Annotated in this window: 24 protein-coding genes; 8 read left to right on the top strand and 16 right to left on the bottom strand. The window is 74.8% G+C overall.

What is annotated here, in order from left to right:
• Positions 1 to 245: 245 nt before the first annotated feature.
• From ACGFI1_RS08835 to sigE, 5 genes are all read right to left on the bottom strand, one after another.
• Complete coding sequence (locus ACGFI1_RS08835) at positions 246 to 602, bottom strand: sec-independent translocase (protein WP_301177407.1); 357 nt, start codon at positions 600 to 602, stop codon at positions 246 to 248.
• A 101-nt stretch (positions 603 to 703) separates the two neighbouring features.
• The gene (locus ACGFI1_RS08830; RefSeq protein ID WP_387072444.1) at positions 704 to 2,467 is read right to left on the bottom strand and encodes a S1C family serine protease; all 1,764 of its coding nucleotides are present in this window, start codon (positions 2,465 to 2,467) and stop codon (positions 704 to 706) included.
• A gap of 102 nt (positions 2,468 to 2,569) precedes the next feature.
• Complete coding sequence (locus ACGFI1_RS08825; protein WP_392784208.1) at positions 2,570 to 3,697, bottom strand: sigma-E factor regulatory protein RseB domain-containing protein; 1,128 nt, start codon at positions 3,695 to 3,697, stop codon at positions 2,570 to 2,572.
• Complete coding sequence (locus tag ACGFI1_RS08820; RefSeq protein ID WP_301174985.1) at positions 3,694 to 4,317, bottom strand: anti-sigma factor family protein; 624 nt, start codon at positions 4,315 to 4,317, stop codon at positions 3,694 to 3,696. The genes ACGFI1_RS08825 and ACGFI1_RS08820 overlap by 4 nt, the downstream gene beginning before the upstream one ends.
• A 64-nt stretch (positions 4,318 to 4,381) precedes the next feature.
• Entirely contained in the window at positions 4,382 to 5,113 is a 732-nt protein-coding gene (sigE, locus tag ACGFI1_RS08815) for an RNA polymerase sigma factor SigE (RefSeq protein WP_386872427.1), read from the bottom strand.
• Between the two features lie 193 nt (positions 5,114 to 5,306).
• Here sigE and ACGFI1_RS08810 point away from each other — a divergent pair, with 193 nt between their 5' ends.
• Positions 5,307 to 5,966 (top strand): O-methyltransferase, encoded by a 660-nt coding sequence (locus ACGFI1_RS08810; protein ID WP_138639698.1) that lies wholly within the window; start codon positions 5,307 to 5,309, stop codon positions 5,964 to 5,966.
• 117 nt (positions 5,967 to 6,083) lie between these two features.
• The gene (locus tag ACGFI1_RS08805; protein ID WP_386872431.1) at positions 6,084 to 6,710 is read left to right on the top strand and encodes a hypothetical protein; all 627 of its coding nucleotides are present in this window, start codon (positions 6,084 to 6,086) and stop codon (positions 6,708 to 6,710) included.
• Between the two features lie 15 nt (positions 6,711 to 6,725).
• Here the strand turns inward: ACGFI1_RS08805 and ACGFI1_RS08800 are convergent, their stop codons facing one another.
• Entirely contained in the window at positions 6,726 to 8,186 is a 1,461-nt protein-coding gene (locus ACGFI1_RS08800; protein WP_392784205.1) for a leucyl aminopeptidase family protein, read from the bottom strand.
• A 101-nt stretch (positions 8,187 to 8,287) separates the two neighbouring features.
• Positions 8,288 to 8,455 carry a DUF3117 domain-containing protein gene (locus tag ACGFI1_RS08795; protein WP_083946426.1) on the bottom strand — a complete coding sequence of 56 codons (168 nt, stop codon included), beginning with the start codon at positions 8,453 to 8,455 and terminating at the stop codon, positions 8,288 to 8,290.
• Between the two features lie 178 nt (positions 8,456 to 8,633).
• Between ACGFI1_RS08795 and ACGFI1_RS08790 the strand changes: the two genes are divergently transcribed.
• From ACGFI1_RS08790 to ACGFI1_RS08780, 3 genes are all read left to right on the top strand, one after another.
• Complete coding sequence (locus ACGFI1_RS08790) at positions 8,634 to 9,419, top strand: enoyl-CoA hydratase-related protein (protein ID WP_392732830.1); 786 nt, start codon at positions 8,634 to 8,636, stop codon at positions 9,417 to 9,419.
• A 78-nt stretch (positions 9,420 to 9,497) separates the two neighbouring features.
• A complete protein-coding gene (locus tag ACGFI1_RS08785) occupies positions 9,498 to 10,262 on the top strand; it encodes an ABC transporter ATP-binding protein (RefSeq protein ID WP_138639694.1) in 765 nt (254 codons plus the stop codon).
• Between the two features lie 5 nt (positions 10,263 to 10,267).
• Positions 10,268 to 12,853, top strand: coding sequence for an FtsX-like permease family protein (locus ACGFI1_RS08780; protein ID WP_386872441.1), 2,586 nt, complete (start codon positions 10,268 to 10,270; stop codon positions 12,851 to 12,853).
• A gap of 42 nt (positions 12,854 to 12,895) precedes the next feature.
• On the opposite strand, the gene ACGFI1_RS08775 is transcribed toward ACGFI1_RS08780, so the two are convergent.
• The 3 genes from ACGFI1_RS08775 to ACGFI1_RS08765 are packed head-to-tail and all read right to left on the bottom strand — an operon-like array spanning position 12,896 to position 14,394.
• Positions 12,896 to 13,471: a DNA-3-methyladenine glycosylase I gene (locus ACGFI1_RS08775; protein ID WP_392784202.1), complete on the bottom strand. Its 576-nt coding sequence runs from the start codon at positions 13,469 to 13,471 to the stop codon at positions 12,896 to 12,898.
• 15 nt (positions 13,472 to 13,486) lie between these two features.
• On the bottom strand, positions 13,487 to 13,915 hold the full coding sequence (locus tag ACGFI1_RS08770; protein ID WP_138639691.1) for an SRPBCC family protein: 429 nt from the start codon (positions 13,913 to 13,915) through the stop codon (positions 13,487 to 13,489).
• Positions 13,912 to 14,394 carry a hypothetical protein gene (locus ACGFI1_RS08765; protein WP_392784200.1) on the bottom strand — a complete coding sequence of 161 codons (483 nt, stop codon included), beginning with the start codon at positions 14,392 to 14,394 and terminating at the stop codon, positions 13,912 to 13,914. Before ACGFI1_RS08765 ends, ACGFI1_RS08770 begins: the two co-directional genes overlap by 4 nt.
• 66 nt (positions 14,395 to 14,460) lie before the next feature.
• Between ACGFI1_RS08765 and ACGFI1_RS08760 the strand changes: the two genes are divergently transcribed.
• The gene (locus ACGFI1_RS08760; RefSeq protein ID WP_301174992.1) at positions 14,461 to 14,778 is read left to right on the top strand and encodes a hypothetical protein; all 318 of its coding nucleotides are present in this window, start codon (positions 14,461 to 14,463) and stop codon (positions 14,776 to 14,778) included.
• Positions 14,779 to 14,817: 39 nt separating this feature from the next.
• Here ACGFI1_RS08760 and ACGFI1_RS08755 read toward each other — a convergent pair whose 3' ends face one another.
• The 6 genes from ACGFI1_RS08755 to ACGFI1_RS08730 form a co-directional block, all read right to left on the bottom strand.
• Complete coding sequence (locus ACGFI1_RS08755; RefSeq protein ID WP_387072423.1) at positions 14,818 to 16,134, bottom strand: alkaline phosphatase PhoX; 1,317 nt, start codon at positions 16,132 to 16,134, stop codon at positions 14,818 to 14,820.
• 107 nt (positions 16,135 to 16,241) lie between these two features.
• Positions 16,242 to 17,732 (bottom strand): CoA-acylating methylmalonate-semialdehyde dehydrogenase, encoded by a 1,491-nt coding sequence (locus ACGFI1_RS08750; protein ID WP_392784198.1) that lies wholly within the window; start codon positions 17,730 to 17,732, stop codon positions 16,242 to 16,244.
• 20 nt (positions 17,733 to 17,752) lie between these two features.
• The gene (gene iolD, locus ACGFI1_RS08745) at positions 17,753 to 19,609 is read right to left on the bottom strand and encodes a 3D-(3,5/4)-trihydroxycyclohexane-1,2-dione acylhydrolase (decyclizing) (protein ID WP_392784196.1); all 1,857 of its coding nucleotides are present in this window, start codon (positions 19,607 to 19,609) and stop codon (positions 17,753 to 17,755) included.
• Positions 19,606 to 20,511: a Cgl0159 family (beta/alpha)8-fold protein gene (locus tag ACGFI1_RS08740; protein WP_240808558.1), complete on the bottom strand. Its 906-nt coding sequence runs from the start codon at positions 20,509 to 20,511 to the stop codon at positions 19,606 to 19,608. Before ACGFI1_RS08740 ends, iolD begins: the two co-directional genes overlap by 4 nt.
• A complete protein-coding gene (gene iolC / locus ACGFI1_RS08735; protein ID WP_138641640.1) occupies positions 20,508 to 21,461 on the bottom strand; it encodes a 5-dehydro-2-deoxygluconokinase in 954 nt (317 codons plus the stop codon). The genes ACGFI1_RS08740 and iolC overlap by 4 nt, the downstream gene beginning before the upstream one ends.
• Positions 21,458 to 22,339, bottom strand: coding sequence for a TIM barrel protein (locus ACGFI1_RS08730; protein WP_392784193.1), 882 nt, complete (start codon positions 22,337 to 22,339; stop codon positions 21,458 to 21,460). The genes iolC and ACGFI1_RS08730 overlap by 4 nt, the downstream gene beginning before the upstream one ends.
• 166 nt (positions 22,340 to 22,505) lie before the next feature.
• Between ACGFI1_RS08730 and ACGFI1_RS08725 the strand changes: the two genes are divergently transcribed.
• Both ACGFI1_RS08725 and ACGFI1_RS08720 read left to right on the top strand, forming a co-directional pair.
• Positions 22,506 to 23,243: a GntR family transcriptional regulator gene (locus tag ACGFI1_RS08725; protein ID WP_138641638.1), complete on the top strand. Its 738-nt coding sequence runs from the start codon at positions 22,506 to 22,508 to the stop codon at positions 23,241 to 23,243.
• Between the two features lie 126 nt (positions 23,244 to 23,369).
• A complete protein-coding gene (locus ACGFI1_RS08720; RefSeq protein ID WP_387072410.1) occupies positions 23,370 to 24,719 on the top strand; it encodes a phytase in 1,350 nt (449 codons plus the stop codon).
• Positions 24,720 to 24,764: the final 45 nt, after the last annotated feature.

The raw sequence follows: 24,764 nt of genomic DNA, 5'->3' as shown, positions 1-24,764 counted from the left end.
GGGCGCGCGGCGCCGCCCCCCCCCCCCCCCCCCCCCCCCCGCCCCGCCGGGCGAGAGGCTGTTTCGCCGAGACGCGCCAGCGGATCGGGGAAACAGCCTCTCGCCCGTAACGGGGGTTCCAGGGGGTCGCCCCCCTGGGCAAACACAGCCTCTCGCCCGCTGACGGGGGTTCCAGGGGGTCGCCCCCCTGGGCAAACACAGCCTCTCGCCCGCTGACGGGGGTTCCAGGGGGTCGCCCCCCTGGGCTAAGTCGCTTCGTTGTCGAAGGGGGGACGTTCGCCTGCTGGGAGGGCGCCCGTCGTCGTGGCGTAGGACGGGGCGTCATCGTCGAAGAGGCCGGTGCCGTTCGCGGTCGGGGTGCCGTCCTCGTCCTCGAAGAGGTGCTTGCGGACGAACGTCTTCGGGTTCAGGTCGTTGATGTCGAAGTCCTTGAACTCCGGCCCGAGCCCCTCCTGCAGGTCGGCCTTGGCGCTGTCGGCCATCTGCCGGAACTGCCGGAGCATGCGGCCGGCCTGCCCGGCGACCTGCGGCAGCTTGTCCCCGAAGATGACCAGGGCGAGGACGACGAGCACCGCCATCTCACCGAGTCCGACGTCGAACAACCCGTCCTCCACAAGCCGTCAGGGGCCGGTCCGCGCGGACCGGCCCCCTCAGCGTATCCCGAGACCGGACGAACCGGACCTCCCGACCGTGCCGCGGCGCGCTAGTCGGCACCCAGCGTCAACTGGACGTTGGCCTCCTTGCCGGCGCGCTCGTAGGTGACGGTGACCCGGTCGCCGGGGGCCCGGCTGCGGATCTGCGCGATCAGGTCGGTGGCGTCCTCGATCGGCCGGCCGTCGACCTTGGTGATCACGTCGCCGGGCTTCAGCCCCGCCTTGTCCGCCGGGCCGCCCTTGACCACCGGGTCCTGCCCGTTGACCTGCTGGGTCATGATCCGGGCGCCGCCGTCCTGGTAGCGCGGGTCCGGGAACACGCCGAGCTTGGCCTGGCGGACGCTGCCGGTGCGGATGATCTCCTCGGCGATCCGCTTGCCCTGGTTGATCGGGATCGCGAAGCCGAGGCCGATGCTGCCGCTCTGGGTCTCGCCGCCGAGCGACTGGCCGCCGAGCGTCGCGATCGCGGTGTTGATGCCGATCACGCGGCCCTTCCCGTCGACCAGCGGGCCGCCCGAGTTGCCGGGGTTGATCGCCGCGTCGGTCTGGATGGCGTTCAGGTAGGACGCGTCGCCGCCGCCCTCGCCCTGCGTGGGCACGGCCCGGTTCAGCGAGCTGACGATGCCGGTGGTGACCGAGCCCTGCAGGCCGAGCGGCGAGCCGATCGCGATCACCGGGTCGCCGACGGCGATCTTGCTGGAGTCGCCGAGCGGCAGCGGCGGCAGCGAGTGCTGGCCCTCCGGCTTGAGGACGGCGACGTCCGAGCTCGGGTCGGAGCCCTTGACGGTCGCGGGCAGCGTCTTCTTGTCGTTGAAGACGATCTGGATCTGCCCGCCGCCCGCACCGGCGACGACGTGGTTGTTGGTGACGACGTAGCCGCCGTTCACGATGAAGCCGGTGCCGCCGACCTCGCCCTGCGCGGCCCGCACGCGGATCATCACGACGCTCGGCAGCACCCGCTGCGCGACGCCGGCGACCGAGTCCGGCGGGCGGGCCTGCACCTTGCCGTCGCTACTGCTGCTGCCGCCGAGGCTCACCGAGCCGCCGTCGTCGTCGGTGGCGATGACGCCGATCCCGGCGCCGAGCGCGCCCGCCACCAGCGCGACGATCAGCGCGACGACGGCGAGCAGCCCGAGGCCGGGGCCGCCGCGCGAGGACGGCGGCATCGCGGGCACCGGCGCCCAGTTGGGGCCGGTGCCGCCGGGCGGCATCCCGTAGCCCGCCATCGGGCGGGGGCCGGGGCCGCCGGGGGGCGGGCCCATCGGCGCGGGCGGCGGCGCCAGCGGCGGGCGGCCGTCGGCGGGCGGCGGCGGGCCCTGGTGGGACTGCTGCGGCCAGCCGCCGTACGGGCCGCCCTGCGCGGCGCGCGGGTCCTGGTTGTGCGGGACGAACCCGGGCCGCGGGCGGTCGTCCTCTACGGGGGGCTTGTCGAGCGCGACGGGCGGCGGGGGCTGCGGCATGTCCCGCGGCGGGACGTCCTGCAGCGGCACCTCCTGCGGCGCCATGCCGGCCGGCCCGCCGTTGGAGAGCACGTCCTCGCTGGTGTCCGGCGGGGCGCCGAGCGAGTCCGGGGGCGCGAACCCCCCGGCCACCAGCCGGTCGCCCGGGGTGCCGGCCTCGCGGGCGGGCCCGGTGCCGTCGGCCGGCGCGTCGTCGGCCGGCGCGGCGTCGTCCGCCGGCGCCTCCAGGGGGATCTCCTGGTCGGTCACCGTCTCGGGAGGAGCCGCCGCCTCCTGCCGCTCAGGCTCCTGGCCGGAGGCGACCTCGTCGTCCTCCGCCGCCGCCCTGGCCGGCCCGCGGTTGTCTTCCGTCATCCCCATCTCTCCTACCGAGCATGGTCCTCGTCATCCGTGCTCATGCTGCCCTTAAAGGCATGTGGCGAGCATAAGACCTATCAGGTGCGCGCTCATCCCGGCTCAGTCGAACGGATTCGCCGCGGAAACAAGGCGCCGGGTGCCCCGCGACAGCCGCTTCCAGAAGGTGTCGGGGCCGCCGCGCGGCATGTTGACGGCGACGGCCTCCGCCGTGCTCTGCGGCGCGTCGGTGAGCACGGTGTACACGTACCCCTTCCCCGCGGACACGGCCCAGCGCCGCAGCGCCTCGCGGCGGTACACCGTCCGGCCCCGGCGGACGGTCTTCTGCCAGCCGGACATCCCGCTCTCCTCGAGAGCGCCGCGCTGCACGAACACCGAGACGGCGGCGAGGCCGTCGGAGTAGCTGAGGTGGACGGAGCCGCCGTCCTTCTCGCGGCGCACGTCGAAGAGGGTGAGCCGGCCGGGCAGGTCGGCGGGGACGGGCCAGCCGCGGTCGCGGAGCCAGGCGATCCCGGTGGCGTCCAGGCGCTCGCCCCACGCGTTCGCGGCGGACCCGGCGGCGTCGCCCGCGCCCGATCCGGGGAAGCGCAGCAGCCCGCCCCGGGGCGTCACCCGCACCGGCGGCTCCGGCGGCGGCGTGGTGAAGCTGATCTCGGTGAACCCGGTGACGACCACCGGCCGCCCGGTCGCGTCGATCAGCTCGCGGTGCAGCATCAGCCCGGTCTCGCGGTCGATCCAGAAGCGCCCGGCCGGGGTGCCGTCCGGGCGGCGGGCCTCGACGACGCGGGCCCGGCGGCCGCAGACCACCCCGTCGGCCGCGCGCACCACCGAGTAGTTGCGGGTGAGCAGCGCGAGGGTCTCCGGGGTGAAGCCGGTGCTGTCGCCCGCGGCGGACTCGGGCCGGTGGCCGGTCCCGGCGCCGTCCGCGGACCGGTACCGGATGCCCTCGCCGGGCCGGTGCGCGACGGTGACGCGGGACGTGGCGGACCGGCTGCGGTTCCACGTGGTGAGGAAGCGGCTGCCCTCGTACGGGACGCGGCGGGCGGCGTCGGCGGCGGCGCGCAGCAGCCCCACGGCGCCGGGGTCGCTGCGGACGCGGCGCGCGGCGGCCGGGTCGCCGGACAGCAGCACCGCGAGGGCGAGCGCCCCCGCGAGGCCGCCGGCCAGGGCGGCGCAGCGCCTGCCCCGCCCCGTGCCGCCCCCGACGCGGGTCGCGGCCGGCGCGGTCACGGCCCTGGGGAGACCTGGACCTGGTAGACCGGGTCGGTGAGCGGGTCGGTCATCGGCGCGTCGCCGGAGGTCAGCGCGTGCTCGACGGCGAACCGGTCGAACGCGGGCGTGACGGCGGGCTGGTCCTGCTCGCCACCGGCGATGTAGGAGGCGGTGCCCAGGCCGAGGAAGAGCGTGGCGGCGCCGACGACCAGATAACGGCGCCTCGGGTGGACCTGGACGGCCGTGGCGCGGCCGGGCGGGCGGGTGTCGCGCGGACGCCCGGCGGGGGACGTCCTGGACGGGCGGGCCGGTGATCGCAGCGGCCGGGCGGGGCGTGCGGGCGGCGCCTCGGCGGCGGGGCGCCCCGGCGGTTCGGCGGGCGGGCCGCCCGCGGGCGGTACGGCGGACGCCGGCATGGCGCGCAGCCGGTTCAGGAAGTCGGGGGTCGGCAGGTCGTCGGCGCCGTCCGCGGCGGGGTCGGCGGACAGCCCCCGGAGCCGCCGCTTGACCTTGCGCAGCTCGGCGACCTCGTCCCGGCACTGGGCGCATCCCGCGAGGTGGGAGAGGACGCGGTCGCGCTCCTCATGCCCCAGCTCCTCGTCGACCAGAGCGGTCAGACGCTCCCCCAGACAACTCACGCCGCCTCCGTCGATTCCGTTCGATCAGGCGCGCGGTCCCGCCCCGCGCGCGATAAGTACGGCTTTACGCCCCGTCCGGCAGTGGCTGCACGACCGCCGCGTGCGCGCCCCCCGGCGCCGCGTCGGCCACGGCGGTGCGCGCCTCGGCCGCCGCCTGGTAGTCGTTCCGCGTGCCGGGCCGGCGCCGCGTCGGCGCCCGGTGCTCCAGCGCGGCGCGCAGCTGCGCCCGCCCCCGGTGGATGCGGCTGCGGACGGTCCCGAGCTTGACGCCGAGCGTGGCCGAGATCTCCTCGTAGGACAGCCCCTCGATGTCGCACAGCACCACGGCCGCGCGGTACTCGGGGGCCAGCGCGTCGAGGGCGGCCTGGACGTCGGCGTCGAAGTTGGTGTCGTCGAACGCCTGCGCCGGGGTCGGTTCGCGGCCCTGGAGGCGCTCGGCGGCGTCGTCGGCGAGCCCCTCGAAGCGGATGCGCTGGCGGCGCCGCGCCATGTCGAGGAACAGGTTCGTGGTGATGCGGTGCAGCCAGCCCTCGAACGTTCCCGGCGTGTAGTTCGACAGCGACCGGAACACGCGGACGAAGACCTCCTGGGTGAGGTCCTCGGCGTCGTGCTGGTTGCCGGTCAGCCGGTAGGCGAGCCGGTAGACCCGCGCCGAGTGCTCGCGGACGACCTCGTCCCAGGACGGCGGCGCCCACTCGGCCTCGGGGGCGTTCTCTCGAGTGCGAGCGGCGGTCCCAAGCCCCTGCCTGGCGCCGACCCCCACAGCGCTTCTGAAACTGAGTGCTGCGACTCCCATGGTGCCGGGCTGTTCCTCTCTCGTGAGCCAAGGTTCTCGCCTTGGAACGGCACGGTCTCGCCTGGGCTGGGGCGGTTGCTGAACCAACTGCTGAGTGCTCGTGACTTACTGCGTGCTTCTGCTTTCACTCGTTACAACGCGCGGAAACTCCAGTCGGTTCCCTGTCAACGATATGGTCTTTCCAGCATGAGGCATGCGGGGGTCCCGCGAGGAGGCAGCCATCGACGCCATTCAGGCCACCCGGGCCTACGTGGAGGATTTCCTCCCCGAAGACGAACCGCTCCGTGCCGCCCGGCGGCGCGGAGCGGAGGTCGGCGCGGCGCCGATCGGCCCGGCCGGCGGCGCGGCGCTGCGCTTCCTCGCGACCCTGCTCGGCGCCCGGACGGTCGTCGAGGTCGGCTCCGGCTGCGGCGTCTCCGGCGTGTGGCTGATGCGCGGGATGCCCAAGGACGCGGTGCTGACGAGCGTGGACATCGAGCCCGAGAACCAGCGGCTGGCGAAGATCGCCTACCGTGAGGCGGGGCTGTCCGGGTTCCGCACCCGGATGATCACGGGTCCGGCGCTGGAGGTGCTGCCCCGGCTCACCGACGGCGCCTACGACATGGTGTTCTGCGACGCCGACAAGCGGGAGTACCCCGAGTACCTGACGGACGCGCTGCGCCTGCTCCGCCCCGGCGGCGTGGTCGCGTTCGACAACGCGCTGTGGCACGACCGGGTCGCCGACTCCGCCGTCCGCGACCCCGACACCGAGGCGATCCGCGAGGTGCACCGGATGATCCGCGAGGACGAGCGCCTCGTCCCCCTGCTGGTCCCGGTCGGCGACGGCCTCCTCTGCGCGGTGAAGCGCGGCTGACCGCCGCCTGGAGCGGAGCTCCAGCGGAGCACAGCGGTCGGCCCCCCATCGGGGGTCTCGGGGTCGCCCCCGGACAATGACACGGCAGGCTGGTCCTCCCCCTGAAAGGACACACCGATGGCCGCAGACGATCAGGCCGTGGAGACCGCCGAGACGCGCGAGCTGTTCTCGGTGCGCGATCGGGTGACGTGGCGCGGGGTCTGGCAGCTGGTGGCGTTCGGGATCCTGTTCGCGGCGTCCGTGGCGTTCGTCACGGGCGGCGCGGTGCGCGGGACGAGCGTGGCCAGCGTCACCTTCATGGTGCTCGGCGCGACGGGGATCGCCCTGTTCGGGGCGGGTCTGCTCGTGTCGGCGGGCGCGATGCTGGCGCGCCGTCCCGTGCTGGAGCTGGACGGCGACGCGGTGCGGCGCCCGGCGCGCTGGCCGCTGCCGCGCTCGGCCGGGCGGTCGCTGCCGTGGGACGAGGTGGCCGCGATCGCGGCGCTGCGGCGCGGCGTGCCCGGCACCCGGCGGGGCGAGCAGGACTACGTGGTGTTCCTGCCGACCGCGGAGCTGGTCGAACTGGCGCGCACGTCGGAGCGGCCGGGCCTGGTGGCGCTGACGATGCGGGACGTCCCGGCGACGGCGGCGGCCGCGCCGTGGTGCTTCGCGGTGGAGGCGGGCTGGGACGCGACGCTCCCCGAGATCGTCAAGGAGGCCCGGCGGCGGCGCCGCGTCCCGGTGGTGGACCGCCGGACGAAGTGACCGGCGGCCCGCCGCTCAGGCGGTCAGCCAGTCGAGCAGCAGCCGGACGCCGTAACCGGTCGCGCCGCGGGTGATCTCGGCGTCGTCGGCGGTGGCGCGGCCCGGGCCGGCGATGTCGAGGTGCGCCCAGGGGCGCTCGCCCGCGAACTCGCGCAGGAACAGCGCGGCGGTGGTGGCGCCGGCGCCGTGGCCGCCGCGCCCGATGTTGGCGACGTCGGCGAGGTCGGAGTCGATCGCGGCGCGGTAGTCGGCCGTCAGCGGCAGCCGCCACAGCGGCTCGCCCGCCGCCGTCCCGGCCCGGGTGAGCGCGGCGGCGAGGTCGTCGTCGGTGGCGAACAGCGCCGCGTGCCGCAGCCCGAGCGCGACCTTCGCGGCGCCGGTCAGGGTCGCGACGTCCACGACGGCGTCGGGGGCGAGCTCGGCGTCGGCGTAGGCGAGCGCGTCGGCGAGGACGAGCCGGCCCTCGGCGTCGGCGTTCAGCATCTCGGAGGTCGTGCCGCCGAAATGGGTGATCACGTCGCCGGGGCGCATCGACGACCCGGACGGCATGTTCTCCGCCGCCGCGACCAGGCCGGTGACGCGGGCGCGGACGCCGAGGCCGCGCAGCGCGCTCATGACGGCGATGACCGCGCCGCCGCCGGCCATGTCGGTCTTCATCGTCTTCATGCCCTCGTTCGGCTTCAGCGACAGGCCGCCGCTGTCGAACGTGATGCCCTTGCCGACGAGCACGACGTGCCGGTCGGCGGGCTCGTCCGGCACGTAGGAGAGCTCGATCAGCCGGGGCGGGCGGGCGGACCCGGAGCCGACGGCGAGCAGCCCGCCGAAGCCGCCCTCGGCCAGCTCCTTCTCGCCGCGGACCCGGACGGTGAGGCCCGCCTCGGCGGCGGCCTGCTCGGCCCGCGCCGCGAGCCAGGACGGGTCCTTCTCGGAGGCCGGGGTGTTGGCGAGGTCGCGGGCCAGCGCGGTCGCCCGCGCCCGCGCGGTGCCGCGCTCGATCGCCGGGGCGTCGGCCGCCGGCCCGGCCTCGGTCAGCACGGCGAGGGTGCCGAGCGCCTTCTTGGCGGGCGGAGCGCCGATCTTGAACTCGTAGGACGCGAGCAGCGCGCCCTCGACGAACGCGGCGAGGTCGCCGGCCGGCACGCCGGCGACGAGCGCGGCGCGGCCCTTGCCGCGGCGGGCCAGCGCGGCGCCGGCCCTGCGCAGGTCGGCCGGGGCCGCGTCGCCCACCCCGTACAGCAGCAGCTCCCGGACCTGGTCCCCGATGCGGACCTGGGTCGCGGTGATCTCGCCCGGCTCGCCCTTGGCCCGGTGCAGCGCGAGCAGCTCGTCCAGCGTGAAGGGCAGCGACCCGGCGACCTCCGCCGCGGGCGCGACGGGGCCCTTCAGGACCGGTACCGCCACCACCTCGGCGCCGAGGTCGGCCGCCGTCCGCGACACGGTGCCGCCGGCGCCCTGGACGCGGGTCTCGATGGGCATGGTGCTGGTCCCCCCTGATCTGGACGTTCGCGTGCGGAAATGGCAAGGGCCCCGGCGGCGTCGCCGGGACCGTCACCAGAAAGGCCGGGAGCGGTGTGCCGTCAGCCCACGACGCCCTTGAGCGCCTCGCCGAGCTCCTTGGCCTCGTCGGCGGAGAGCTCGACCACGAGGCGGCCCCCGCCTTCGAGGGGGACCCGCATGACGATTCCGCGTCCCTCCTTGGTCACTTCGAGCGGACCGTCTCCCGTCCGCGGCTTCATCGCCGCCATGCGTGCTTCCCCTTCCTGCGTCAGGGCCGCGGCCTCGCACACCGTTGGCCGCGTGGCCGCGTGTCGCATCCGCGTCATCAGTAGTGGTCCATTATCTCGTCTTCCGGGCGCGAAGTGGTAACGATCAGCCTCCAGATCGGAAGATGGGAAGATCTGCGGGAGAACCGGGAGGACGCCGATGTCTGAGACCGTGCTGTACGACGTGACCGACGGTGTGGGGACGATCACACTCAACCGCCCCGACGGGATGAACTCGCTGACGGCCGAGATGAAGGAGCTGCTGCGCGCGACGGTGGTGCGCGCCGCCGCCGACCAGGCGGCCCGCGCGGTGGTGCTCACCGGCGCGGGACGGGCCTTCTGCGCGGGGCAGGATCTGCGGGAGCACGCCGACAACCTCGCCGCGGGGCGGGGGCTGGACGGCACCGTCCGCAAGCACTACAACCCGATCGTGCTGGCGCTGGCCGGGATGCGCAAGCCCGTGGTGGCGGCGGTGAACGGCGTCGCGGCGGGCGCGGGCGCGTCGCTGGCGTTCGCCTGCGACCTGGTCGTCGCGTCCGACAAGGCCCGCTTCGCGACCGCGTTCACCGGGATCGGGCTGGCGCCCGACAGCGGCATGTCGTGGACGCTGCAGCGCCTCGTCGGCCGCGCGAAGGCGGCCGAGCTGCTGCTGCTCGGCGAGCCGGTGAAGGCCGAGCAGGCACTGGAGCTGGGCCTGGTGAACCGGGTCGTCCCGGCGGACGAGCTGGCCCCGGCGGCGGTGGAGCTGGCCCGGCGGCTCGCGACCGGGCCGACGGTCGCCTACGGGGCGGTGAAGGCGGCCCTCGACCACGCGGCGACCCACGATCTGGCGTCCGCGCTGGAGCGGGAGGCGGAGCTGCAGGACGAGTGCGCCGAGACCGCCGACCACCGCAACGCGACCGAGGCGTTCCTGAAGAAGCAGCAGCCGGAGTTCGAGGGCCGCTGAAGGTAGGGCCTTCCCCCGCATCGAGTGGGGAGGCTCCGCCAATGTGCCCGAGGGGGTGCCGGCGGTTGTCTTGAGGGCATGACCCAGACATCCGCCGCACCCCCTGCCGGGCAGCTCCACGACCATGTCGCCGTGGCCCGCGACCTCGTCAAGTCCTACGGGACGGGCGAGCACGCGGTGACCGCGCTGCGCGGCGTCTCGGCGGCGTTCCCGCGCGGCCGGTTCACCGCGATCATGGGGCCGTCCGGCTCCGGCAAGTCGACGTTCCTGCACTGCCTGGCCGGGCTCGACACGGTCACCTCCGGCGCGGTGCTGATCGGCGACGTGGACATCACGAAGCTGTCGCGGACCCGGCTGACGAAGCTGCGCCGCGACCGGCTCGGGTTCGTGTTCCAGTCGTTCAACCTGCTGCCGATGCTGACGGCGGAGGAGAACATCCGGCTGACCGGGCGGCTCGGGAACCGGCGCGCCGACCGGGAGTGGTTCGACACGATCGTGGACGCGCTGGGGCTGCGCGGCCGCCTCGCGCACCGGCCGAGCGAGCTGTCGGGCGGGCAGCAGCAGCGGGTCGCGGTGGCGCGGGCGCTGCTGACCCGGCCGGAGGTGCTGTTCGCCGACGAGCCGACCGGCAACCTCGACTCCCGGTCGGGCGCCGAGGTGCTGGGGTTCCTGCGCCGCGCGGTGGACGCCTACGGCCAGACGGTGATCATGGTGACGCACGATCCGGGGGCCGCCGCGCACGCCGACCGGGTGCTGTTCCTCGCGGACGGCATGATCGTGCGCGAGCTGCACTCCCCCACCATCGACCAGGTGCACGACGTGATGCGCCGGATGGAGGGCTGAGCGCCATGTGGCTGATCGCGCGCCGCTCCTTCGCCGAGGGCTGGATGCGGATGGCCGCCACGCTGCTGGCGGCGGCGTTCTCGATCGGGCTGATCGCGGGGTCGCTGCAGTTCACGCTGCGGGCGCAGGAGGCGGTGTCGGGCAGCGACGCCAGCGAGTACGCCCGCTCCGACGTGCTCGTCCTCGGCGGGTCGGTGGACACCGACGACCCGTACGCGAGGCCGGACGGCCAGGTCGCGCTGAGCGCGGTCTCGGGACGTCCGGGCGTCGCGGCGGCCGCCGGGGACGCGATGGTCCCGGTGACCGCGCACGGGTCCGGCGGCAAGGCGATCCTGCCGCCCGCCGGGGCCGGGATGACGCTGCGGCCGTGGACGTCCGACGAGCGCCTCAACCCGTACCACCTGGAGTCGGGCCGGGCGCCCGCCGCGGACGGCGAGATCGCCGTGACCCGGCACGTGGCGCGGGCCGGGAAGCTCGATGTGGGCGACCCGGTCCGGGTGCTGCTGCCGAAGCAGAGCCGCACCCTGAAGCTCGTCGGGATCGTCACCGTGCAGGACCACAGCTCCGTCGCGAGCGGCGACCTGCTGCTGGCGCCGCCCGCGACCGTCCAGGCGGCGGCGGGCCTCCCGGCCGGGACCTGGCAGGGCGTGTGGGTGAAGGCCGCGCCGGGCGTCGCGCCGGCGAAGCTGCGCGGGGAGCTGGCCCGCGCCCTCGGGCAGGACGTCACGGTCCGCACCGCCGCGGCCGTGCGGAACGCCCAGTCGGCCGACCTGCAGTCGGCGGGCGCGTCGATCGGCGGCGCCATCGGCATGGTCTCGTCCGTCGCGGTGTTCGTCGGGCTGTTCGTCGTGGCGAACACCTTCGGCACGCTGGTGCGGCAGCGGACGCGGCGGCTGGCGCTGCTCAGCGCGATCGGCGCGACGCCCCGCCAGATCAAGCGGCTGATCCGGTGGGAGGCCCTGGCGCTCGGCCTGGTCGGGTCGGCGGGCGGCGTGGTGCTCGGCTACCCGGTGTCGGCGCTGCTCACCCGGCTGTTCGCCGACGACGGCTTCGACATCTCCGCCGCGGACGTGCAGTTCGGCTGGATCGCGCTGGCCGTGCCGGCCGTGGCCGGGATCGTCGTCACCCAGCTCGCGGCGTGGCGGGCCGCGCGACGCGCGGCGCGCGTCTCCCCCATGCAGGCGCTGCGCGCGGCGAGCACCGACACGCCCGGCCGCCGCCGGGGGCGGGTGATCGGCGCGCTCGCCGTCTTCGCGTGCGCGTGGATCTTCTTCGGCGGCGTCTTCGGGATCAGGTACGAGGAGCCGCCGGGGCCGGAGCGCACCATCGGCGTCTGCGTCATGGTCCTGCTGGGCTGCATGACGACGGTCGCGGCGCTCGCCGTCCTCGCCCCGTTCTTCGTCGGCCCCCTGGGCGGCCTGGTCGGCCGGATCGGCACGGCCGTCAGCGGCGAGGCCGGGCGCCTCGCCCGCGCCACCATCACCCGCAGCCCGCGCCGGGTGTCGTCGGCGGCGTCGTCGCTGATGCTGGGCGTGGCGCTGGTCGGCGCGACCGCGCTGACCGTGCTGTCGGTGGACGCGCGGTTCGCCGAGACCGGCGAGCAGGTGATGCGGGCCGAGCACGCGATCGCCGCGACCGGCGCGACGTCCGGCGGCCAGGCGCCGCTGCCCCGCGACACGGCGGCCAAGGCCGCGGCCGTGCCCGGCGTGTCCGCCGCGGCCGCGCTGACGGCGTCGCAGATCAAGCTCGTCTCGCCGCCGCCGCGGCGGCCGTCGCCGGAGGAGCCGCCGCTGCCGGTCTACCTGGCGGTGACGGGCGCCGACCAGAAGGCGCTGCCGGAGGTGCTGAGGCTCGGCGGGCGGCTGCCCCGGCTCGGGGACGGCGAGATCGCCCTCACCTCCACGGTGATGAAGGGCCAGAAGATCAAGAAGGGGCAGCGGATCGTCGTGCGCGGGGCGCAGGGCCGCGTGCCGCTGACAGTCGCGGCCGCCTACCACGACCCGTCGCACCTGTTCGCCGACCAGGCGCTGGTGTCGGCGGCGACCATGGACCGGCTCGACCCGGACGCGCCCGCGCAGGTCGTCCTCGCGCGGGGCGGCTCCGAGCGGGACCTCGCCCGCGCGTTCGCCGGCACGCCCGGCGTCGAGGTCCTCGGCAAGGGCGCCTACGTGAACCTGGCCAAGGGCGCGATGACCAGCGGGCTGACGGTCATCTACGGGTTCATCGGGATGGCGCTCGTCCTCGCCCTGTTCGGGATGGCGACGACCGTCTCGATGAGCGTCGGCGAGCGGACCCGCGAGTTCGGGCTGCTCGGCGCCGTCGGCGCGACGGTCGCGCAGATCAGGGCGATCGTCCGCTGGGAGGCCGCGACCGTCGTGCTGCTCGGCGGGCTCCTCGGCATCGGGACGGCGCTCGGCAGCGTGTTCCTGATGTACGTCGCGACGGGCAGCTCGTTCCTGGCGCCGAACCCGCCGTGGTGGCTGTTCCCGCTGGTCATCGCGGGCGCGGCGGCGGTCGCCCTGGCGACGTCGGCGCTCCCGGCCCGGCGGGCCGCCGAGGTCCCGCTGCTGGAGGCGGCGAAGTCGGAGTAGCGGGCCGGACGCCGGCACGGCGGTCTACCGGTAGGCGGCGGCTTACCGGTAGGCGCCGTGCCGGTGGCAGCCGGTGAGGTGGTCGTCGACCAGGCCGCACGCCTGCATCAGGGCGTAGGCGGTGGTGGGGCCGACGAAGCGGAAGCCGTGCTTCTTCAGCTCCTTGGAGAGGGCCTTCGAGGCGTCGGTGAAGGCGGGGACCTCGGCGGTGTCGGTGTAGGCCGGGGAGGCGGGGTCGGCGTGCCGCCAGGCGGTCGCGGCGAGGCCGCCGGGCAGGTCGAGGGCGGCGCGGGCGTTGCCGACCGCCGCCTCGATCTTCGCCCGGTTCCGGACGATGGAGGCGTCGCCCATCAGGCGCTCGACGTCGTCCGGGCCGAACCCGGAGACCTTCTCCGGATCGAAGCCGCAGAAGGCGGCGCGGAAGTTCTCGCGCTTGCGCAGGATCGTCAGCCACGACAGGCCCGACTGGAACGCCTCCAGGCAGAGCCGCTCGTAAAGACCCTGGTCGTCGCGGACGGGACGGCCCCATTCGTCGTCGTGGTAGGCGATGTAGTCGGGCGTCGACAGACCCCACGGGCAGCGTCCCCGCCCGTCCTCGCCGATGATCGCGGTGCTCACGCGCCCCGTTCTACCTCACGCCTCCGACAGAACGGCCAGGCGGCGGAGCCCGAGCCGCAGGAACGCCTTCACGACCGGGCCGGCGACGAGCCAGCCCGCGCGGCCCAGCGGGCCGAACGGGAGGTCGATGCGCTCCGCCCAGACGACGCGGCTGCCCGTCCCCTCCGGGACGACCTTGAACCACGCCTCGCCGCGCACGACGCGGCCGGTGTGCCGGACGGCGACGCGCCGCCCGTCCTGCCAGTCGGTGATGACCATGGTGTCGACGAACCCGACCGGGCCGACGCCCGTCCGCGCGCTGATCTCGTCGCCGGCCTTGGTGCCGCCCTCGGCGCTGGTGAACGGCATCCACTCGGCGTGCCGCGGCCAGTCGGTGAGGATCTCGAAGACCCGCTCGGGCGGGGCGGCGGACACGGCCTCGGCAATGACGGCGACTTCGCTCATCGGTGCTCCTCCCCCGGTTCGTCCTCGGCGGGCACGGTCTCCTTGTCCGCGGGCACGGTCTGCTTCTCGACCGGCGCGGTCTGCTTCTCGGCGGGCGCGGTCTCCTTGCGGAGCACGACCTGCTCGGCGGGCTCCTCCAAGCCGTGCAGGGCGCCGATCGGCGGTGTGTCGTCGCCGGCGCGCCTGCGCATGTCGTGGAGCTGGCGTTCGAGGTCGGCCACGCGCGCGTCGCGCTCGCGCAGGGCCTCGGTGAGGCGGTGGACGGCCTCGTCCGTCACCTGCATCTGGTAGCCCCAGATCGTCGCGGGAAACCTGATCCGGGCGCCGGCCGGGAGGATCGGGCGCCCCTCGACGTCCAGCCTGAGCGGCGCGTAGTCCGGATGGGTCTCGGCTAGCTCGCCGCCCCGCCCCATGGCGAGCACGACGACGGCGCCCAGCACGGCCAGGCCGGCCAGGACGAGCACCACGGTGACCATCACGCTCCGATCTGCCTGCGTCCCTGTGAAGGACGATCCCCGGACTCCGATCGTGCCACGCTTGGCGGCATGAGCATGCAACGGCGGATGGTCCTTCCACCGGACGCACCGGTTCCGGACGGTGCCGTGGACGCGGGTACGGCGCCCCCCGCGAGCCGGGTGGAGCGGCTCGCCGCCTCCGGGGGCGCCGTGCTCGTCACGCTGGAGACGGACGCGCGGGAGCCCGATCCCGGGCTGCTCGCCGCGGCGTCCGTCTACGCGTGGCTGGGTGCGGTGTGGTTCCGGGTGCCGGAGTCCCAGGCGGACGGGATGCGCCAGGTGCTGGACATGGTGGCGTCCATCGAGGGCACCCGGCCTCCGGCGGTGGCCCGCCGGGGCCTCGCCTGACTTCGGCCGTCCGGCCCCGGCGGCCCCGGCCCGGGCGGGCTAGCCGCGGAGGCGGTGCCAGGGGCCGGTGATGGCGTAGGTCGCGCCCGGGTCCGACTGGCGGTTGGCGAACAGGGTGCGGCCGTCCGGGGAGAACGTGACGCCGGTGAACTCGCTGCCGTTGAGGGCGTTGCGCGCCATCGCGAACGGCTTGTTCTTGCGGGTGGTGCCGACGAGGTACTGCTCGCCGTCGCCGTCCTCGGCCAGGATCACGCCGCCGCCGTACGGGGAGACGGTGATGTTGTCGGGCCCGTCGAACCGGCCGCCCGGCTTGAAGATCAGCTGGAGCTCGATCGTGTTGTGGCGCGGGTCGTAGGTCCAGACCTGCCCGGCGTGGTCGCCGGCGGCGCCGTCCTCGGTGTTGGAGAAGCTGGCGACGAAGTACGCCTTGCCGTGCCCCCACCAGCAGCCTTCGAGCTTCTGGCTCCGGGTGACCGTGTCGAACTGCTTGCGGACGGAGGTCTGCTTCGCCGACGGGTCCGGGACGTCCAGCCACTCGACGCGCAGCCGGGTGCCGGGCTCGGTGACGAGGGACAGGTCCTCGACGCCGCGGACGTTCATCGCCTCCAGCTTCCCGCCCCGCATGTAGGCGTGGTAGCCGCCGTGGTGGGCGCGGGGCCGGAACCGGTAGAACAGCCCGAACGGCCCGGACGCGTCCTCGGTGAGGTAGGCGGTGAGGGTGTGCGGGTCGACGGCGACGGCCTCGTGCGCGAACCGGCCGAGGCCGGTCAGCGGGACGGGCTCGGTGCGGCGGCCGTCCGGGTCGACCTCGAACACCCAGCCGTGGCTCTTGGTCTCGCCCTTGACGCCCTCGGTCTCCTCGCAGGTCAGCCAGGTGCCCCACGGGGTGCGGCCGCCGGCGCAGTTGACCGCCGTCCCGGCGAGGCTGACGTACTGCGACAGCAGGTTGCCGCGGCTGTCGACCTCCAGGGTGGTGGTGCCGCCGTTGACGGCCGGGTCGTAGGTCAGCTCGGGGCGGCCGACCGCGCGGGTGCCGTTGGTGCCCTGCTCGTGGTTGCGCACCAGCCGGGTGCGGCCGTGCCGGCTGCCGGGGAAGGTGGCCATCCCGTCGTGGTGGCCGGGAACGACGACGCCCTCGGAGATGGGGTCGCCTTCCACCGACAGCTCCTTGTAGTGGAAGCCCCTGGGCAGGTCCAGGACGCCCTTGGGGTCGGGGATGAGCGGGCCGTAGCCGAACGCCTCACCGGTGTCGGCGCCCGCGGAGGTCTGGAAGATTCCCTCCAGGCTTCCGGCGAGGGCGATGGACAGCGCGCCGGCCGCGCCGCCCTTGACGACTCCGCGACGGGTCACGGACATGGGGGACTCCTTCACGTAAGGGGATCACGCGGGAGCCTGGTCGCCGCCCCTGAACCGCCGGTGAACGAGCACCGGCCGCCTGGCAAAACCCCAGGACAATCTCTGGGTCAGCGTGCCGTGGGAAAGGCCATGGAGGCGGTTTCGGACGGCCCGGAGGGCGCGGACGGCTCCGGCCAGCGCGACGTGACGGCCTTCGCCCGGGTGTAGAACCGGACGCCCTCGGGCCCGTGGACGTGGGTGTCGCCGAACAGCGACGCCTTCCAGCCGCCGAAGGAGTAGAACGCCATCGGCACCGGGACGGGGACGTTGATCCCGATCATCCCGACGTGCACCGACCGCTGGAACCGCCGCGCCGCCGCGCCGGACGAGGTGAACACGGCCGTGCCGTTGCCGTAGGGGTTGGCGTTGACCAGGGCGACCGCCTCGTCCAGAGTCTCGGCGCGCAGCACGGCCAGCACCGGCCCGAAGATCTCCTCGGTGTAGGCGGGCATGTCGGTGGTGACGCCGTCCAGCAGGCAGGGGCCGACGAAGAAGCCGGGGCCGGGCAGGTCGCGGCCGTCGACGACGAGCTTGGCGCCGGCGCGCTCGGCGTCCGCGACGCGCCCGCCGACCCGCTCCCGCGCCGCCGCGCTGATCAGCGGGCCCATCTCGCTGGCCGGGTCGGCGCCCGGCCCGACCGTGATCGCGCGGGCCCGGTCGGCGAGCCGCTCGATCAGCGGGTCGGCGGCGTCCCCGACGGCGACCGCGACCGAGATCGCCATGCAGCGCTGCCCGGCGGATCCGTAGGCCGCCGCGGTGATCTGGTCGGCGGCGAGGTCGAGGTCGGCGTCGGGCAGGACGACCGCGTGGTTCTTGGCGCCGCCGAGGGCCTGCACGCGCTTGCCGGCGGCGCTCGCCGCCTCGTGCACGTGCCGGGCGACGGGCGTGGAACCGACGAACGACACCGCCGCGACGCCCGGGTGCGCGAGGAGCGCGTCGGCGGTCTCGGCGTCGCCGTGCAGCACGTTGAACACCCCGTCCGGCAGGCCCGCCTCGGCGTACAGCTCGGCGACCAGGTTCGACGCGGACGGGACGCGCTCGCTCGGCTTCAGCACGAACGCGTTCCCGCAGGCGATCGCGATCGGGTGCATCCACAGCGGCACCATGACCGGGAAGTTGAACGGGACGATGCCCGCGCACACGCCGAGCGGCTCCCGGAACGAGAACGCGTCCACGCCGGTCGACACCTGGTCGGAGTACTCGCCCTTGAGCAGCTGCGGGATCCCGCACGCGAACTCGACGACCTCGCGGCCCCGCACGACCTCGCCGCGGGCGTCGTCCAGCACCTTGCCGTGCTCGGCCGTGATCAGCCGGGCCAGCTCGTCCTCGTGCCGCTCCAGCAGGTCGCGCAGCGCGAACATGATCCGCGCCCGCCGGGTGAGGGACACCTCCCGCCACGTCGCGAAGGCGCGGGCGGCGGCGCCGACGGCGGCGTCCACCTCGGCCCGGCGGCCCAGCACGACCTCTCCGGTCTGCTGCCCGGTCGCGGGGTCGTGCACGGGCGCCGCGGTGCTCCCGCCGACCGGGACACCGCCGATCCGGTGCTGAATCGAGCGCATGGGGGTTCCTTTCAGGGGTTTCAGAGGTGGTGGCGCTGGGTCTTCTTGTCGTCGTCGTAGCGGGCGCGGGCCCGCGCGGTGGACTCCAGCGCGGAGACCTCGGCGACGGGGACGTCCCACCACGCCTCGCTGTCGGGGGCGGGGGCGAGCGGGTCGGTCTCGACGTGGACGACGGTGGTGCGCGGCGAGGCGACCGCCGCGCGGAGCGCGTCCCGGAACCCGTCGAGGCCCTCGGCGCGGAGCACGTCCGCGCCGAGGCTGGCGGCGTTCGCGGCGAGGTCGACGGGCAGGACGTCTCCGTCCAGCCCGGTGCCGGTGCGGGCCCGGTAGCGGGTGCCGAACCGCTCGGCGCCGACGCTCTCGGACAGGTTCCCGATGGAGGCGTAGCCGCGGTTCTCGATGAGGACGACGACGAGCTTGACGCCCTCGGCGACGGCCGTGGCCAGCTCCTGCGCCATCATCAGGTACGAGCCGTCGCCGACGAGGACGAACACCTCGCGGTCGGGAGCGGCGATCTTCACCCCGAGGCCGCCGGCGATCTCGTAGCCCATGCAGGAGTAGCCGTACTCGACGTGGTAGCCCTTGGGGTCCCGCGTCCGCCACAGTTTGTGCAGGTCGCCGGGCATGGACCCGGCCGCGCAGACGACGACGTCGCGGGGGCCGGACAGCTCGTTGACGACCCCGATGACCGCGGCCTGCGCGGGGAGCCCGTCGCCGCGCGCGCCGTACGCCCCGTCGACGACGGCGTTCCACCGCCCGGCGAGCTCCCGGGTCTTCGCGCGGTACGCGTCCGGGACGGAGTGGCCGCCGAGCGCGGCGCCGAGGGCCCGGAGCGCCTCCCCGGCGTCGGCGGCGACCGCCGTCCCGGCGAGCTTGAGGGCGTCGGGTCGGGCGACGTTGATGTTGACGAACCGGACGCCCGGGTCGGCGAACAGGCTGTGCGAGGCGGTGGTGAAGTCGCTGTAGCGGGTGCCGATGCCGACGACGACATCGGCTTCGCGGGCGAGGGCGTTCGCGGCCGTGGTGCCGGTCGCGCCGATCGCACCGACCGAGCACTCGTGGTCCCACGGCAGGGCGCCCTTGCCCGCCTGCGTCTCCGCTACCGGAATGCCGGTGCGCTCGGCGAAGGCGCGCAGTTCGTCGGTGGCCCGCGAGTAGATCACGCCGCCGCCCGCGACGATGAGCGGACGCTCCGCCGACCGGAGGACGGCCGCCGCCTCCTCGATCGCGGCCGGTTCGGGGACGGGGCGCGGGATGCGCCACACTCGGCGGTCGAACAGCTCGTCCGGCCAGTCGTACGCCTCCGCCTGGACGTCCTGCGGCAGCGCGAGCGTGACGGCGCCGGTCTCGGCCGGGTCGGTGAGGACGCGCATCGCCGCCAGCAGCGCGCTGGGGAGCTGCTCGGGACGGTTGACGCGGTCCCAGTACTTCGACACCGGCTTGAAGCAGTCGTTGACCGACACGTCGTAGGACCGCGCGTCCTCCAACTCCTGTAGGACGGGGTTGGCGGCACGGGTCGCGAAGATGTCGCCGGGCAGAAGCAGCACCGGCAGCCGGTTGATGGTCGCCAGCGCGGCACCGGTGACCATGTTGGTCGCGCCGGGCCCGATGGACGTCGTGCAGGCGAACGTGGACAGCCGGTCGTTCATCCGGGCGTAGCCGGACGCCGTGTGCACCATCGCCTGCTCGTTGCGGGCCATGTAGTACGGGAAGTCGTCGGCGTGCTCCAGCAGCGCCTGGCCGAGCCCGGCGACGTTGCCGTGCCCGAAGATCCCGAAGCATCCGGCGAAGAAGCGCCGCTCTTCGCCGTCCCGCTCGCTGTACTGCGCCGCCAGGAAGCGGATGACCGCCTGGCCCACGGTGAGTCTCGTGCTCATATGACCTCCACTGCTGCGTCCACGGCTCCGGCCACATCGCCGTCGGCAGGGTAAAGAAGGGAGCGGCCGACGACCAGGCCCCGCACGGTCGGCAGCCGCATCGCGCGGCGCCAGCCGTCGCGGGCGGCGCGCGGGTCGGCGGACACCTCGCCGCCCAGCAGCAGCGCGGGCAGCGTGGAGGCGGCCATGACGCGCTCCATGTCCGGGACGACCGGGACCTTCAGCCAGGTGCGCGCGGAGGTCGTGCCGAGCCCGGACCCGATCGCGATCGCCCGGATCATCGCCTCGGGGCTGAGGTCGTTGCGGACGCGGCCGTCCACCCGGCGGGCGATGAACGGCTCCACCATCGCCATCAGCCCGTGCCCGGCGAGCGCCGACACCGCGCGGGCGCAGCTCTCCAGGGTGCGCGGGGTCGCCGGGTCGTCGTCGTCCACCCGCAGCAGCACCTTGCCGCCGTCGAACCGGGACGCGGCGATCCCGTCGGCGCTGTAGGCGGTGAACCGGTCGTCGATCTCGAACGCGGAGCCGGCGAGCCCGCCCCGGTTCATCGAGCCGATCACGACCTTGCCGTCCAGGGCGCCGAGGAGCAGCAGGTCCTCGGCGACGTCGGGGGTGGCGAGCACGCCGTCCACGCCGGGGCGCTCCAGCGCCGTGCACAGCCGGTCGAGCAGCTCGCCGCGGTCGGCCATGGCGAGCGGGTCGCCGCCGGCGGCGAGCGCGCCGCGCGCCGGGTGGTCGGCGGCGATCAGCATCAGCCGCCCGGTGGCGCCGAGCAGCGCGGGGCGCCGGGTGCGGCGGGCGGCGGCCTCGGCGACGGCCTCGGGGCGGACGGCGCGGGTCTCGGCGAGCGCCGCGATCCGCCCGGCCCGCGCTCCGGCCGGGGACTCGGTGTCGAGGGTCACGGGGCCACCGCCGGCTCCGCGGACCCGGCGACCTCGGCGGTCGTCGGCATGGCGGCCGAGCAGGCGAGCCGGGACGCGACGATCGCGCCGGCCCGGTTGGCGAACGCGAGCACGCGCGCGAGGTCCCAGCCGGCGAGCAGCCCGTGGCAGAGGGCGCCGCCGAACGCGTCCCCGGCGCCGAGGCCGTTGACGACCTCGACCGGCAGCGCGGGCGCCGCGGCGGTCTCGCCGCCGGCCGCGACGGCGAGGACGCCGTCGGGGCCGCGCTTGACGACCGCGAGGCGCACGCCCCGGTCGAGCAGCGCGCGGGCGGCCCGCTCCGGGTCGCCCTCCCCCACGGCCATCTCGCACTCGGCGAGGTTGCCGACCGCGACCGTGGCGTGTTCGAGGGCCTCCCCCGCCCAACGCCGCGCCTCCGCCGGCGACTCCCAGAACACGGGGCGGTAGTCGAGGTCGAGGACGGTGAGGTCGGCGCGGCGGCGCAGGCCCAGCGCGGCGAGCGTCGCCGTGCGGGACGGTTCGGCGCACAGCCCGGTCACCGTCGTCCACAGCACTCCGGCGGCCTCGATCGCGGGACGGTCCAGCTCGTCCGCGCGGATCTCCAGGTCGGGGGCTTTCGGGACGCGGTAGAAGTACAGCGGGAAGTCGTCGGGCGGGAACAGCTCGCAGAAGGTGACGGGCGTCGGCAGGCCGGGGACGTCGGCGACGTACCGGGCGTCCACCCCGTACTCGGCGAGGGCGCGGCGGACGAACCGGCCGAACGGGTCGGCGCCGGTGCGGGTGATCACGGCGGCGCGGCGGCCGTGCCGGGCGGCGGCGACCGCGACGTTGGTGGCGCTGCCGCCGAGGAAGCGGGCGAACGTCTCGACCTCGTCCAGCCGGGCGCCGGTCTGGAGCGGGTAGAGGTCGACGCCGACGCGGCCCATGGTGATGACGTCGAATCCGGTCATGCGGGGATCCCGGCGAGGAAGTCGACGCAGGCGCGGACGTCTTCGGCGGGGCCGGCGCCGGGCGCGGGCTCCGCGTCGATGATCATGTCCTGTTCGAGGACGTACCAGCCGTCGTACCCGGCGCCTTCGAGGGAGAGGACGATGCCGGCGATGTCGATGTCGCCCGCGCCGAGCTGGCGGTAGACGCCGGCGCGGACGGCGTCGGTGTAGGAGGTCGCGCCGGTCCGGACGGCGGCGGCGAGCGCGGCGTCGACGTCCTTGAGGTGGACGTGCGCGATCCGGCGGGGGGCGCGCGCGGCGAGCTCGCCGGGGTCGGTGCCGCCGATGAGCAGGTGGCCGGTGTCGAGGCAGAGCGGGATCGCCGAGCCGGCGAGGACGCGGTCGACCTCGTCGGACCGCTCCACCATCGTCCCGACGTGCGGGTGCAGCACCGCGCGGACGCCGGCGTCGGCGGCGACCGCGTCGATCCGGTCGAGGTTGCCGAGCAGCGCCGCCCAGCCGGCGGCGTCGAGCGCGGGGCGCTCGTCGTAGCCGTCCAGGCCGGTCACGGCCGCCAGCACCAGCGTGAGCCGCTCATTGGAGCGTTCCATCCCAAATCCGGACAGGACCCTCCGCACCTCCGGCAGCGGGTCGCGGTCCGGGTCGTGCAGCACGACCGGCGCGAACCCGCCCACCGGGCGCAGCCCGTACCCGGCGAGCAGCGCCGCGCGCTCGGCGGCCCCGGCCGGCAGGAAGCCGTCCGGACCGAACTCGGCGGCGGCCAGCCCGAGGTCGCGCATCTCCGCCAGCACCCGCGCGGGCGCCAGCTGGTGGCCCCAGCCGGGCACCTCGCACACCCCCCACGAGATCGGGGCTCCCGCGACACGATCCTTGATCATCAGCTCACCATCTCTCCGGGAACGTGCTCCGGCCGGTCGTGGCACCGGCCCCGCCGAGTCTGCTGAAGGTCAGGAGGCGATGTCAATAGTTTGTTAGGACATTATGAGGTAATAAGTTAAACACACGGAACGAGGTACGATCGTCCCGCACGAGAGGAGACGATGGGTGTACCGACCGCGCGTGACCGTGGACCGCAGCAGCCCCGTGCCGCTGTACTACCAGCTCGCCCAGCAGCTGGAGGCGGCGATCCGGGCCGGCGAGCTGGCCCCCGGCACCCGGCTGGAGAACGAGGTCGAGCTGGCCGACCGCTGCGGGCTGTCCCGCCCGACCGTCCGGCAGGCCATCCAGCACCTGGTGGACCGGGGGCTCCTCGTGCGCAAGCGGGGCGTCGGCACGCAGGTCGTGCGGTCGGAGATCCGCCGCCCGATCGAGCTGACCAGCCTGCACGACGACCTGGCGGCGGCCGGCCGGGAGCCGCGCACCCGCGTGCTGGAGCTCGGGCCCGTCCCCGCCGACGACAAGGTGGCCAAGGAGCTCGGCGTCCCGCCCGGCGCGGAGGTCGTCCGGATGCGCCGCATCCGCTGCACCGGCGAGGAGCCGCTCGCGCTGCTCACCAACTACCTGCCCGTCGACCTGATGAAGGTGACCGAGGCCGACCTCGCCGAGCACGGCCTGTACGAGCTGCTCCGCGCGACCGGCATCAACCTGCGCATCGCGAACCAGACCATCGGCGCGCGCGGCGCGACGGCGGCCGAGGCCCGGCTGCTGGACGAGCGGCGCGGCGTCCCGCTGCTGACCATGAACCGCACCGCCTACGACGACAAGGGCGTCGCGGTCGAGTACGGCTGCCACGTGTACCGCGCGGACCGCTACTCGTTCGCGCTCACCCTCGTGGAGCGGTAGCCGCCGGGCGGCGGCCCGCCGAACGCCGGGCGAACTCCTCTTGATCAATTAGAGCGCTCTATTGAATTAGAGCGCTCTAACACTTACGGTGCAGGCATCCCCCCTTCCCGCATCAGGAGGAACCCGATGCACCTGAGACCCACCCCCAAGGGCGTCCGGCTCGCGGCCGCCGCCACCACCGCGGCGCTCGCCGCCGCCGTGCTGTCGGCCGCCCCGGCCGCCGCCGACGGCGACGAGCTCGCCCAGGTCCGCGCGGCGCTGGAGACCCCGCCGAACTACGACGACGAGGCGGGCGGCAACGCCAACGCCGACGACCCGGCGATCTGGAGCCACCCGAGCGACCGCGCCGGCGACCTCGTCGTCGCGACCCTCAAGGAGGGCGGCCTCGTCGTCTACGACGCCGCAGGCCGGGAGATGCAGCGGATCGCCGCCCCCACCCCGCCGCGCCCCGGCGACGAGCCGGGCCGGTTCAACAACGTCGACCTGATCTACGGCTTCCAGCTCGGCGGCCGGAAGGTCGACCTCGCGGTCGTCTCCGACCGCGGCCGCGACACCGTCCGCACCTACGCGATCGACCCGCGGGCGGCCGTCCGGCACCAGGCGCCGCTGACCGACGTCACCGACCCGTCGGCGCCGTTCGTCTTCTCCACCTCCCTCGACGAGGTCAACGACCAGGCGACGGCCTACGGGCTCGCGTCCTGGAGCGACTCCCGGGGCGGCGGCTACGTCGCGCTGAGCCGCCGGCACACCTCGCGGCTCGGCCTCGTCCGCCTCCAGGTCACCGCCGCCGGCAAGATCAGCTACCGGCACGTCCGCGACCTGGACCTGCCCACCTCGTTCCCGGTGCCCGGCGGCACCTGGACGCCCTGCGAGGACCCGGGCGAGGGCCCCCAGGTCGAGGGCATGGTCGCCGACCCCGAGAACGACGCGCTGTACGCCGCGCAGGAGGACGTCGGAATCTGGCGCATCCCGATGGACGGCGGCGGGCCGCAGCTCATCGACAAGGTCAAGGAGTTCGGCGTCCCCGCCACCTACAACCCCGAGACCGAGGAGTGCGACCCGAGCGGCCCCGACCCGGGCGTGGGCGGCACCCACCTCACCGCCGACGCCGAGGGCCTGTCGATCTACCGGCAGGACGACGGCGAGGGCTACCTCATCGCCTCCAGCCAGGGCGACAACACCTTCGTCGTCTACGACCGCGAGGACCCGGACGACTACATCGGCCGGTTCCGCGTCGCCCCCGGCACCACCGTGGACGGCTCCGAGGTCTGCGACGGCGCGATGGTCACCAGCGCCCCGATCGGCGGCTTCCGCAACGGCCTCCTGGTCGTCCACGACGGCGTCAACACCCCCGACGCGGTGGACGGCAACGGCGAGGTCCGCGAGAACACCAACTTCAAGTTCGTCGACTGGAAGGATGTCGCCGAGCCCCTCGACCTGGACATCACCCCGGGCGACTGGGACCCCCGCGACTGACCTGACCTGACCTGACCTGACCCGACACGACCGCACCGGACGCGA

This window comes from Actinomadura geliboluensis (genome assembly GCF_043197915.1).
In the GTDB taxonomy this organism is placed as follows: domain Bacteria; phylum Actinomycetota; class Actinomycetes; order Streptosporangiales; family Streptosporangiaceae; genus Spirillospora; species Spirillospora geliboluensis.
The sequence above is the reverse complement of the archived record's forward strand: the minus strand, read 5'-3'. Positions and strand labels throughout refer to the sequence as shown.